The organism is Alienimonas chondri, from assembly GCF_013036045.1.
In the GTDB taxonomy this organism is placed as follows: domain Bacteria; phylum Planctomycetota; class Planctomycetia; order Planctomycetales; family Planctomycetaceae; genus Alienimonas; species Alienimonas chondri.
Genome location: NZ_WTPX01000058.1, coordinates 15,855 through 27,570 on the forward strand (window position 1 = coordinate 15,855; position 11,716 = coordinate 27,570).

At 68.4% G+C, this 11,716-nt stretch carries 8 protein-coding genes; 5 read left to right on the top strand and 3 right to left on the bottom strand.

All coding sequences use genetic code 11. From position 1 onward, the window contains the following. Positions 1–8 precede the first annotated feature (8 nt). Entirely contained in the window at positions 9–998 is a 990-nt protein-coding gene (locus LzC2_RS10475; protein ID WP_246254924.1) for a DUF1549 domain-containing protein, read from the bottom strand. Positions 999–1,124: 126 nt separating this feature from the next. Between LzC2_RS10475 and LzC2_RS10480 the strand changes: the two genes are divergently transcribed. Then, complete coding sequence (locus tag LzC2_RS10480; protein WP_171186617.1) at positions 1,125–2,588, top strand: sulfatase family protein; 1,464 nt, start codon at positions 1,125–1,127, stop codon at positions 2,586–2,588. 12 nt (positions 2,589–2,600) lie between these two features. On the opposite strand, the gene LzC2_RS10485 is transcribed toward LzC2_RS10480, so the two are convergent. Then, positions 2,601–4,472: a pyrroloquinoline quinone-dependent dehydrogenase gene (locus LzC2_RS10485; RefSeq protein ID WP_206678654.1), complete on the bottom strand. Its 1,872-nt coding sequence runs from the start codon at positions 4,470–4,472 to the stop codon at positions 2,601–2,603. A 414-nt stretch (positions 4,473–4,886) separates the two neighbouring features. Between LzC2_RS10485 and LzC2_RS10490 the strand changes: the two genes are divergently transcribed. After that, positions 4,887–5,993, top strand: a complete 1,107-nt coding sequence (locus LzC2_RS10490) for a hypothetical protein (RefSeq protein WP_171186619.1) — start codon at positions 4,887–4,889, stop codon at positions 5,991–5,993. 90 nt (positions 5,994–6,083) lie between these two features. On the opposite strand, the gene LzC2_RS10495 is transcribed toward LzC2_RS10490, so the two are convergent. Then, on the bottom strand, positions 6,084–8,558 hold the full coding sequence (locus LzC2_RS10495) for a hypothetical protein (RefSeq protein ID WP_171186621.1): 2,475 nt from the start codon (positions 8,556–8,558) through the stop codon (positions 6,084–6,086). A 304-nt stretch (positions 8,559–8,862) separates the two neighbouring features. On the opposite strand from LzC2_RS10495, the gene LzC2_RS10500 reads away from it, so the two are divergent. From LzC2_RS10500 to LzC2_RS10510, 3 genes are all read left to right on the top strand, one after another. After that, a complete protein-coding gene (locus LzC2_RS10500; RefSeq protein WP_171186623.1) occupies positions 8,863–10,104 on the top strand; it encodes an FG-GAP repeat domain-containing protein in 1,242 nt (413 codons plus the stop codon). A 94-nt stretch (positions 10,105–10,198) separates the two neighbouring features. After that, positions 10,199–11,209 carry a hypothetical protein gene (locus LzC2_RS10505; RefSeq protein WP_171186625.1) on the top strand — a complete coding sequence of 337 codons (1,011 nt, stop codon included), beginning with the start codon at positions 10,199–10,201 and terminating at the stop codon, positions 11,207–11,209. Positions 11,210–11,262: 53 nt separating this feature from the next. After that, a complete protein-coding gene (locus LzC2_RS10510) occupies positions 11,263–11,655 on the top strand; it encodes a hypothetical protein (protein ID WP_171186627.1) in 393 nt (130 codons plus the stop codon). Positions 11,656–11,716: the final 61 nt, after the last annotated feature.

Consider the following 11,716-nt stretch of genomic DNA (forward strand, 5'->3'; position numbering starts at 1 on the left):
GCTCGCGGTCAGGCCGGCGAGACCAGCCGCTCCGCGAGGGCGGACCGCGGCGACTGGCCGGGGATCAGCACGGGCGGCGTGCCGTCGAGCCAGGTGGCCGGCACCTCGGTCACGCCGTTCTTGAGCGTCACTTCGGGGGGGATTTGCAGCACGGTCGCGTCGACCCGTTCCCGCAGCACGCCGAGCCGACCGGAACGGCCGCCTTCCCGCTGCAACCCGCCGAAGAAGGCGGCGAACCGCCAGAACTCCTCCTGCTTCCAATGATCAAACGGGTGGTCGTGGCACTCCGCGCACTCCAGTCGCGTGCCGAGAAACGCCCGGGTCGTCGCCGCGGCGAGATCCTCCGGCTTCGTCTCGCGAGCCGTATAAAACGCCTGCGGACCGGCGGATTGATCCTGCTGTCCGGGGAAGACGTTGGCGTCCATCCCGTCGGCGGAGGCCAGTTCCGCGGTCAATAACTCCTTCGCCAAGGCGTCGTAGGGGCGATTTTCGATCAGCGCGTTCCGCAGCCACGCCTCGAACCCGGGGCGCTGGAAGGAGGCCTGTTGATCGCGGGTCAGCTCCGGCACCAACGCCTCCCGCCAGACCGCGGTGAAGTGCGTGACGTAGCCGGGGCCGTTCAATAATTCCTCGACCACCGCTCGCTTCGCCTCGGCGTCGGCCCCCTCGGGGTGAGTCGTCAAAAAGTCTCGCACCGCCGACGCCGTGGGGATGCGGCCGGTGAGGTCCAGATGCACCCGCCGGAACCACGCCGCGTCGGTCGCCGGGGCCGCGGGGGTCACGCCCTCCAGCGCCCAGGCTTCGAGGAGAGAGTCGTCGATCGTCGCGGCGATCGTCGCGGCGATCGTCGCGACGGCGTCGGCTTCGCTCGACGAAGCGTCTCCGTCAGCGGGGGCGAGAGCCAGCAAGCAAAGGGCGAGCGGGGCGATCACGGCGGGGCGGGCGTTCGGGACGGGGAGCACAGTGTACCAATCCCGCGGAGCCGCGGGGCTGCGCATCGGCCGGGGGATCGTTTCACGCCTGTGCTTGCCGATGCGTTGGGTTAGCGTGGCGCCGAACCCCGATCGCGCGGCGCCCTTCGACGGCGCCCGAACGCGCCTGATTCGCCCCCCGCAGCGCTCCGTATGACGACGCCCGCTCTCCTGCTCCTCGCCCTCGCGGCGGTCCCCGTCGACGCCGGCCCGGCGCCGCCGAATTTCGTGGTCGTCTTCACGGACGATCAAGGCTATGAGGACGTCGGCGTCTTCGGCTCGCCGGACATTCGCACGCCCCGCTTGGACGCGATGGCCGCGGAGGGCATGACGTTCACGGACTTCTACGCCCAACCGATCTGCGGGCCGTCGCGGGCGGCGTTGATGACCGGCTGCTATCCGATGCGCGTCGCCGAGCGCGGCACGATCAAGCAGGTTCACCCCGTCCTGCACGAGGACGAAATCACCGTCGCCGAGGTGTTGAAGACGCGCGGCTATGCGACCGGCTGCTTCGGCAAATGGGATCTGGCGACGCACTCCCAAACCGACTTCCACGAGGATCTGTTCCCCACCCGGCAGGGGTTCGACGAGTTCTTCGGGACCCCCACCAGCAACGACCGCGTCGTGAACCTGTATCGCAACGAAGCGCTGATCGAACCCGACACCGAGATGGCGACGCTGACGCAGCGTTATACGGACGAAGCGATCGACTTTATCCAGCGTCACAAGGAAGAGCCGTTCTTCGTTTACATCCCGCACACGATGCCGCACACCCGGCTCGCGGCGTCGCCCCGGTTCCGAGGCAAGAGCCCCCGCGGGTTATACGGGGACGTGATCGAGGAACTCGACTTCAACATCGGTCGGCTGATCGATTCTTTGAACGAACAGGGCCTCGCGGAGAACACCTATGTGTTGTTCACCAGCGACAACGGCCCCTGGTTGAATAAGAACAAAGGCTTCGCCGACGGGCGACTCCCGCGGGATCACGGGGGATCGGCGGGGCCGCTGCGGAGCGGGAAGGTGTCCACCTTCGAGGGCGGGGTCCGAGTCCCGGCGATTCTGTGGGGACCGGGCCGCGTGCCGGCGGGAACGACGTGCGAGTCGATCGTCAGCACGCTGGACGTGCTGCCCACCTTCGCGGCGCTGGCCGGCGCCGAACCGCCGACCGACCGGGTGATCGACGGGGAGGACGTCAGCCCCCTGTTCCACGGCGAATTCGATCGAGCCGACCCGGACAAGGCCTTCTATTATTATCTCCGCATGCAACTGCAGGCGGTCCGGCAGGGACGCTGGAAGCTGCATCTGCCGCGAGAGAAAGAGTCGCCCGGCGCGGATCCATTCGCGGTCAACAGACATATCGCCCCGGCGGATCGAGTCGGGTTTGGAACGCCGTTCCTCGTGGATCTCGAAGCCGATCCCGGCGAGACGACCGACGTCTCCGCCGCCCATCCGGCCGTCGTGCAGCGCCTGCTGGCATTGGCGGAGGCGATGCGGACCGACCTCGGCGACCACGATCGCGTCGGCGAGAACATGCGGTTCTTCGATCGGGCCGGCCCCCGCCCGACCGTCCCCCCGGTCCCCGCGAACAAGCGGCATCCGAAGCAAACGCCGAAATAGAACGTCGGGCGCTTATCGATTAGGTTCCTCCGGCAACGCGAAGGCCACGAAGGCGTCGCCGGCGGCGGTGCCGAGTTTGCCGGCTCCGCCGCAGGCGATCGCGACGTATTGCCGGCCGTTCACCGCGTAGGTGCAGGGCGTGGCGTAACCGCCGGCGGGCAGCGCGGCGCTCCAGACTTCCTCCCCGGTCGCGGCGTCGAAGGCGCGGAGGCGTTCGTCCCGGGTGCCGGCGATGAAGATCAGCCCGCCGGCGGTCACGATCGGGCCGCCGAAGTTCTCCGTGCCGGTCAGCGGCACGCCGCGGGCGGTCAGTTCGGGATATTCTCCCAGCGGAACCTGCCAGGCGAACTCGCCGCTGTTCAGGTCGATCGCCGTCAATAGCCCCCAGGGCGGCTCGATCGCGGGATAGCCCTCGTGATCGCGGAATTGATCGTACCCCGCGTGCCCGTAGCGGTAGCGATTGTTGGCGGAGGCCGGGACCAACTGCATGATGTTCGGCAGGTTGGTCGAATTAACGATGAGATAGCCGCTCGTCGGATCAAACGCCGCCCCGGACCAGTTCGCCCCGCCGTGCGTGCCCGGGGTCACGATCGTGCCCTGCAAACTCGGCGGAGCGTTCCCGGGGCCGTGGCGGAATTTCTTTAACTGCTCCATCGCCGAGCGCCGGTTCGCCTCGCCGATCTTCGTGAGGTTCGACTCGTCAAGATGCCGGGCGGCGAAGGGCGGCGGTTTGACGGGCGTCGGCTGCGTCGGCCACGCCTGCTCTCCCGGCACGTCGGAGGGCGGCGCCGGGCGTTCTTCAACGTCGAACAGCGGTTCGCCGGTTTCTCGGTTGAACAGGAAGAGATAACCGGTCTTCGTCACCTGAGCGGCGGCGGCGATCGGCTTGCCGTCCCGTTCGACCGTCGCCAGCACCGGCGGGGTGGGCAGATCGTGGTCCCAGAGGTCGTGGTGCAGCGTTTGAAAGTGCCAGACGCGCTCCCCGGTGCGGGCGTTTAAGGCGAGCACGCAATTCGCGAACAGATTCTCCCCGTGCCGATCGCCGCCGTAGAAATCGAACGCGGCCGACCCGGTGCCGCAGAAGACCAACCCGCGGTCGACGTCGACGTTCACCCCGCCCCAGGCGTTCGCCCCGCCGCGGTTCTTCCAGGAGTCGTCGGCCCACGTGTCGTTCCCGAACTCGCCCGGCGCCGGCACGGTGCGGAAGGACCAGAGTTGCGCCCCGGTGCGGACGTCGAAGGCCCGGATATCCCCCGGCGCCGCGACGCCCGGGCCTTCGCCGTTGGAGACGCCCAAGATGACGATGTCCTCAAAAATCGCCGGCGCGGAGGTCGGCCCGTACGGCAAGCGCCGGGCCGCCGGCGGGAGTTCGGTTCGCAGATCGCGGACGCCGCCCTCGCCGAAGTTCGGGTCGAGCTTGCCGGTGCGGGCGTCCAGCGAGAACAACCGCCCGTCGGAGGTGCCGTGCAGAATCCGGCGCTCGCCGTCCGGTTCGCCGTCCGACCACCACGCCACGCCGCGGTTCACCCCGCCGGAGGTGGGCTGGATGGGAAAGGGATGGTCGCGGAGCGGATCGAAGCTCCACCGCTCCTCCCCGGTCGCGGCATCCAGCGCCGCGACGCGCAAATAGTTCGTGGAGACGTACATCGTCCCGTCCACCACCAGCGGCGTGCATTCGATCGTCTTACCGGGCCGATCGACCAGATCCCCGGTGTGCCAGACCCAGGCCTGTTCCAACCGCCCGACGTTCGAGCGGTCGATCTGATTCAATTCCGAGAACCGCATCCCCCCGCGATCCCCGCCGACGGCGGGCCAATCGGCGGGATCGGAGAGCGGGTCCGCAGTCGGTCCGACCAGCAACAGCAGGGAGGCGAGGACGTTCATCGCGGCAAGCAAGCGGGGACGAGACGGTCAGACGGTCAGGTCGCCACCATAAACGAAACGCCCTCCGCAAGACGCGGCGATGCGTTTGCCGACTGACCGGATGCCCCAGAACCAGCGACGTCCGCACTGGTTCTCCGAGAGCTCGCACGCAACCCGTTCTGCGGCATCCGCTACGCTCCTGCCTCAGCCACCCGCCCGACCCGTCGTCCAGCGGGTAACAGCGGAACGTCGAGGATCAGCCTCCCATAGTGACTCCTAAGTGGACAGAACGGGCAGCCGGGCAGCCCGCTCGATCTGGCGAAGTTGATCGGGAGTCGTCACCGTCTCCGGCTTACGCTTCGTCCGGCTGGTCCCGCTTATCTTGGTCCGTAGTGCCGACGCTCCCCGTTTACCGCTGAGATTCTTCGTAACTCCATGCCTCTGATCGCCGACGTCGTAACATTGGCCTTTCCGCTGCTCGGCTCCTCAGAGGCAAGGGAGTGGTCCCTGTTCGGCATCCAGACGTTGAGCCTGCTATTCCTCGCGGTGTACGTCGTCCTGACCGGAAAGATGTCGAATGCGAACCAGCTTTCCGCTCGTGCTGCCGTCGATAGTTTGAACGAACTAAAGAGAGTTAGGGCGGAGGAGCTTGCACCCTATGTGATCGCATACTTCCAAGTCCCACAGGACATCGGCACCGTTATCCATTTCGTCGTCGAAAACACTGGTAGATCCCCCGCAGAGAACGTGCGGTTTGAGAGTACGCCCGTTCTACAGACTAGCGACCCGGCTCTTAAAAGCCGGAGGCCCATCTACAAGCACGGTGTGCGGTTGCTTCCTCCAGGGCAGAAGCTATCCACCACATTCGACCAGACCGTCTCTTATTTCAAAGACGAAACGCGGCCACTCTCGTACAAGATGAAGATCAAATACAGGGGGCCGAACGGTACGTACCACGAACGCCTTCAGGTGCTCGATCTCGGCTTCCTTAGAGGCATGGGACACATCGTGCGGCGGGGTACGCATGAACTAGTGGAAGAATCGAAAAAGATGGTCCGATTGCAGGAGCAAGCGGTCCCCCATTTAGAGCGCATCGCGAAGGAGCTGGCCAGCGGTATACGCTTAACGAACCCCTATCTCGCTGTAGCTAACGTGTCCAGTCACCCAGCCGACGATGCGGGCCTACCACGCTTGGTAGCGTCATCCTTGGTAGCGTGGTGGGAGATGGTCTGCTCGACTGAAACTGCCGAACATCTCCCCGCCTTTGAGGCTCACGACACTTGTAAAGCATTGGCACAACAGGTCCTTGCAGCAATCGCGACGTGTGAACTGACGAGGGACGGAGCAGTACGGGAGACTCTTCTCGAGATCTACGGGACTTTACTGATGATGGCCTCGACACGATTCTACATGGATGGCGGGAACTCCCTCAGGCGTTTCCATATGCGGGGCGACCGAGTGCGAAGGATGTCACAATGCATCCTGTCGGGGGGCGCTCAGATAGATCCATCACAAATGACCTTGCCGTTTCGAGACAATTGACGCCAGTGGCATAAGGATCGTTTCTGCGCACGAAAAAAGCCGGACGCATCTGCGTCCGGCTTCGTCTTAGATCACGTCACTCCCCCGCCCTCACGCCTCGGCGCGGGCGATCCATTCGCCGACGAGGCCGCGGAAGTTGTTCAGGCGGGCGCCCTCGCGGGCCTCCTGCTCGACCGAACGCTGCGGGCGACGGCTGTCATCACGATGGGATTCCTGCTGCCACGCGCCGCGGGCGTCGGCGGCGTGCCAGGTCGGCTCCATGTGCGAGACCGGCGTCCGCGGGGCGGTCGCGGCGAGGGCCCAGCAGTTCGTCTCGGCGGCGAACTCCGCCAGACGGGACAGATCCTCGGCGTTCGCGGCGTCACACAGCAGGCCGCCGGCGTGCTCCCGATTCCCTTCCGCATTCACGCCGCGGGAATGCAACGAGCCGGTGCGGGTGAGGGTGTTCAACACCTCCCCGAACGCGGCGCCGCGGGCGTCGACGATCCGCAGGCGGTCGCCGTGGGTGCGGAGACGGTCGGCGGCCTCGTCCGCCAGCCAGGGCTTGGCGGTGTACTGGTGGCCGGCGTCGCGACCAGCGAGCCGGGCGTCCACCTCCCCGGCGGTCAGACCGCTCCCGCCGTTCAATCGGGCGGTCAGGTGGGCGATCAGCATGGAGACGAACGCCCCCGGGGTGGCGTCCCGCAGGATCACCGTCAGCGGGGCGTGATCGCAGCGTTCCAAGGCGTCGGCCACCCGGTCGCAGACCATCGCCAGGCTGGCGGCGGGGTCGGCGGCGGTGAGGGCGGTCAGGGTGCCGGGGCGAATCGCGGCGACGGTTTCGTCGTGCAGGCGGTCGCAGATGACCGGGCCGCGACCGGCGTTGCAGAGGTCGTCCAGCACCGCGGAGAGGTTGTGCGACGTGGCGTCGCGCTGCTCGCCGCTGCGGGGGTCGTAGCCGTCGAAGGCCCAGGCCCGGGCGTGGCCGTCGGTGCGGCCGGGGGCGGAGAACCAACTGCGGCCGGCGGCGTCGTTCAGCGGGGTCGGCTCGCTCGTGCCGTCCTCGCCCCACGTTCCGGCTTCGCCGTAGGCGGCGTAGCGATTGTTGTCACGGGCGTTCTCCTCGACGAATCGAAACGCCTTGGCGAGCAGATCGCGGGCCCGATCGAACCGGCGGGCGGCGAGGGCGGCGTCGACCTCGGCGAACAGCACGGCGGCGGCCCGGCGCTGCGGACCGTGCGGCAGACGGGACAGTTCGGCGCGGACCTTCTCGCGGAAGTCGCCCAGCTCATCGCGCTCCGGCTTGGGCTCCGGGCGAACGAAGCGCGGCTGCGGCTTGGGGGCCGGCTTGGGGGCTTCCCGCTTGGCCCAGTCGGGCAGACCGCCCTGACGGGGGGCGGCGCCGAAGTCCTTGCCGTGGAAGGCGAGGGTGCGGTGGTTCAAGCGACGCTCCGCGGCGCCGACGCCGTGCACGCGGACGGTCTCGGCGAGCGTTTCGCAGTCGGCGGGGCCGGTCGGTTCGAGGACGTACACCTCCGGTGCCGTGCGGGCGCGGAGGGCGTGCACCAAGCAATCGCGGACGGCGTCGTGGCGGCCGTCGTCCTCGCGGAAGGCCAGCGTGACGGCGCCGATGCCCAGCCGGGCCAGCTCTTCCCAACGGCGGGCGACGAAGGTGCCGCCCTCCCCGCCGATCGCCGCGACCGGGCCGAACCCGCGGGCGTTCAACAGGCAGGCTTCGAGCAGATCCTCGGTGAGAACCAAGGTGCCTTTGCGATCGCCGCGTTGCCCTTTCTCTTGGGAATACTGAAGCGCGTTCCGCAGGCCGTAGGCGACGACGCCGCTCTCCTCGGCGCCGCGGACGAGGCCGACCTGCATCACGCGGTGCGGGCCGGGGGTGGGGTCGATGACGGCGATGTCGACGCAACGGCCGTTCTCGTCGTCGATCGGCAGGACGAGGGCGCCGGCCCAGTTCGCCCGGCGATCGCCGCGGCGGTCGCGGGTCAGGCCGCTGTTCTTGACGGCGTCCTCGCCGAAGCCGCAGCGCCGCAGGTACTCCTCGACCTCGGCCGGCTCCGGGTACAGGCCGAAGCCGAGCTTCGCGATGTCGTCGCTTTCGAACCCGTACTGCTCGAGGAAGGCGTGGGCGCGGGCAGCGTCGTTGCGGGCGGTGTCGGTCAGCCGGCCGGCGGCGAGGTTCAGGAACGCTTCGCGGATGTCCCAGGTGTCGGCGCCGCCGCCGCGGGCGTCGGCGTCGCGGTTCTTCTCCGCATGATCGCGGCTGGTCTGGGGACGCGCGGTGAACACGGAGCCGACGGATGCCGGACGAGCCGGGCCGGCCGGGCGACCGGCGAACGGCTGGTGCGGGGCGCGGGAACGGAAGCCCTCGCCGCCGTTGTAAGATTGGCCGTAGCCGCCGCCGTGGGGCCAGAGATCGACGGAGTCCGCGATGCTGCCGGCCGCGGCGTCGAGTCCTTCGCCGAACTCCCCGGAGGAGGCGCCGTTCGAGGCGGCGTGCGAAGAGCCGTTGGCGCCGGTGGAGGCGGAGCCGTTGGCGGCGGAACCGTGGGTCGGGGCGTGGCTGGTCATCGGGGCGGCGTCCGTGCCGGGGTGAAAAGCGGGGTGTCGCGAAGTGCGAGGCGTCGCAGCAACCGTTTCGTATCGAAACGTGGGTCTTGTCGAAGCGACAGGGTCCGGGGTCGACGAGGGTAAATCTTGCACCGCTCGCCGCCGGACCGAAAGCGGAACGACGGGTTCCGCGGGGGAAACGTCGTCGATCGGCTTCGGCGGTTCTCCCCCATGCATCCGCCGTGCCGTTCGGTGGGGAAATGACCGACGGGGGCGGTTAGGCTGATGCGTCGCCGTTCGTTCGCCTCGTCTGGATCCCGCACCGATGTTCGTCACGTCGCTCGCCGTGCTGTTGCTTGCCGCCTCGCCCGCCGACGAAAGCTCGGCCGACGGGAACGCAGACGGATGGAAGACCCTGACGCTGACGGACACCTTCTATGCCGAGGGCGCCAGCTCCGCGGACTTCGATCAGGACGGCCACGTCGATCTGGTCGTCGGGCCGATCGTGTACTTCGGGCCGGATTGGGTCCGTCGTCGCACGATTCACGGCGCCGGGCCGGTGAGTCCGCTCGGCTACAGCGACGAATTCCTCACCTTCACCGCCGACCTCACCGGCGACGGCTACCCGGACGTGATCTCCGTCGGCTGGCCCGGCAAGGACAACCGCTGGCACGAGAACCCCGGCCCCAGCGAGGACGGCGCCGACGCCCACGGTCGCGACCGCCGCACCGACGGGCAGTGGAAGACGCATCTGCTCGCCCCGGTCGTGGACAACGAATCCCCGGGCGTGATGAACATCGTCGGCGACGAGCGGCCGGAATTGGTCGCCCAGCTCGGCGGTTCCTACGGCTACTTCACCCCGCGGGAAGATCCCCGTCGGCCGTGGGTCTTCCACCCGGTCAGCGAACCGAAGGGGAAACTGGGCAAGTACACGCACGGCCTGGGCGCCGGCGACGTGGACGGCGACGGGCGGATCGACCTGCTGCACAAGGACGGCTGGCTGCGTCAGCCGGAGAGCCTGGAGGGCGATCCGCTGTGGGAACCGCACCCGCATCCCTTCGCTAGTCGGGGCGCCCAGATCTTCGCCTTCGATGTGGACGGCGACGGCGACAACGACGTCGTCACCAGCCGCGACGCCCACGGCTACGGCCTCGACTGGTTCGAGCAGACCAAGGGCGAGGACGGAGCGATCACCTTTGAAAAGCACGTCATCATGGGCGACGCCGAGAACAACCCCGCCGTCGATGCGAACGGCCAGCCCGTCCTCTTCACCCAGCCGCACGCGATGGCCGCCGTGGACATGAACGGCGACGGCCTGACGGACCTCGTCACCGGCAAGCGGTTCTGGGCGCACGGCCCCAAGGGCGACGTCGACGCCGCCGGCGACCCGGTGGTGTACTGGTTCGAACTGACCCGGGAGAACGGCGAAGCGACGTTCGTGCCGCACAAGATCGACGCCGACAGCGGCGTGGGCACGCAGGTGCACGTCGCCGACGTGACCGGCGACGGCAAGCCGGACGTGGTCGTGGGCAACAAACGCGGCGCGTTCCTGTCCGTGCAGCCGTGATGGCGGCTTCCGTTCGCCGGTCTCTTCAAGAGAGCGGCGAACAAGCGATCCCGCGGGGGTGTTCTCCGTCGCGTCCTCGTGAAGAATGGATTCCATGAGCTACGACCTGTTCCTCAAGCCCGCCAGCGGCCCAGCCTCCGGCGCCACGGTCTCCGGCGCAACCGCCGACGCGGGGGAACTGCGCACGTATCTCGTCGCGCGGCCGCATTACCTGATCGGGGAACCGGCCGGGACCGGCTCCCCGACCGGCGTGCGATACGGTCATGCGGACACCGGAGTGACCTTCACCCTGGACCTCGCCCCCGGTCGCGGGGAGGGGGGCACGAACCCCGAAGACCCGACCGTCGCCGCGTTCGCGATTGATTTGCTGGTCCCGCGGTTCTTCGCCCGCACCGCCGCCGAGGAACTTGCTGCGCTGTGCGAACGCTTCGATTTGCAGGTCGAAGACCCGCAACTGGACGAGGTCGGCCCGTTCGACTCGGAGGCGTTTCTCGACGGGTGGGATCGCGTCGCGGAGATGGCGGCCCGTCACGCCGCCGGTTGCGGTCAGGCGCCCCCCGCCCTGCCCGCCGCCGCGCTCAACGCCGCCCACGAGTGGAACGAACATCGGGCCGAATGGCGGGATCGCATGCCGGCGGACGGGCCGGGCATCCCGCGGGTGCAGCTGCGACTGGCCCGCCCCGCGGCGCCGGCGAATCTGCGGAAGGGCGATCCCGGCGAGGCCGCCTCCGCCCGCACCTGGTGCGCGTGGGTGGACGCCGCCCCGATCGTGCTGCCGCCCTGCGACGACGTACTGCTGGTGCGCGACGCGATGCGACCGCGACGGTTCGGCCTGTTCAAGACCGCGGAGGCCAGCCTGTGCCTGGTGCCGCGGTCGTCCGTCGCGGGGCTGCGGGGGGCGGAGGACAGCGGTCCGAAAGGCGCCCCCGGATTCGGTCCGGCGCCGGAACGCTTCCCCCCGGGCACCCGCCAATTGCTGCACGCCTCCAAGGAAACCGCCGCCTGGTTCCGCCGCCCGGAGGCCGATGAAGCGCCGCCCCAAGCCGTCCCCCCGCGGGCGGTGATCGAAGCCGAACGGGTCGCGGCGGCGGCCGCTCGGTCGTAATCTGGGCCTCCTGCCTTTTTGCCCGCCCCGGCGACCTTTCCAGGAACCCCGCGATGGACCCCGCCCAGCGCGCCGAGATGTACGTCGACTTCCTGGAAGAGGAAGGTTTCAGAGCGGAGATCGACGACGACGGCGACGTCGTCTTCCCGCACGAAGGCGGCACCTATATCATCACCGTCGAAGAAGACGAGGCGTTCTTTCGCCTGATCTTCGCCAATTTCTGGAGCCTCGACGACCTGCCGGAGAAGGCCCAGGCGGTGCGCGTCGCCCACGACGTGACCCGGGCGGTGAAGGCCGCGAAGGTGTTCCGCGTCAAAGAGAATATGTGGTGCACCGTGGAGGCGTTCCACGACCCGCCGGAGAACTTTCAATCGGTGCTGATCCGCAGCCTGCGCGCGATCCAAGCCGCCGTCGCCCGCTTCGCCGAGGAGATGCGGAAGGATTGAACCGGCCGCGAAAGATGAACTCCCCTCGCCCCCTTTTGGGGGAGAGGGGTCGGGGGTGAGG

Coding starts and splice junctions, on each gene's coding strand:
- LzC2_RS10475 (WP_246254924.1), bottom strand. CDS start 998: ATGCGCAGCCCCGCGGCTCCGCGGGATTGGTACACTGTGCTCCCCGTC.
- LzC2_RS10500 (WP_171186623.1), top strand. CDS start 8,863: ATGTTCGTCACGTCGCTCGCCGTGCTGTTGCTTGCCGCCTCGCCCGCC.
- LzC2_RS10510 (WP_171186627.1), top strand. CDS start 11,263: ATGGACCCCGCCCAGCGCGCCGAGATGTACGTCGACTTCCTGGAAGAG.
- LzC2_RS10495 (WP_171186621.1), bottom strand. CDS start 8,558: ATGACCAGCCACGCCCCGACCCACGGTTCCGCCGCCAACGGCTCCGCC.
- LzC2_RS10485 (WP_206678654.1), bottom strand. CDS start 4,472: ATGAACGTCCTCGCCTCCCTGCTGTTGCTGGTCGGACCGACTGCGGAC.
- LzC2_RS10490 (WP_171186619.1), top strand. CDS start 4,887: ATGCCTCTGATCGCCGACGTCGTAACATTGGCCTTTCCGCTGCTCGGC.
- LzC2_RS10505 (WP_171186625.1), top strand. CDS start 10,199: ATGAGCTACGACCTGTTCCTCAAGCCCGCCAGCGGCCCAGCCTCCGGC.
- LzC2_RS10480 (WP_171186617.1), top strand. CDS start 1,125: ATGACGACGCCCGCTCTCCTGCTCCTCGCCCTCGCGGCGGTCCCCGTC.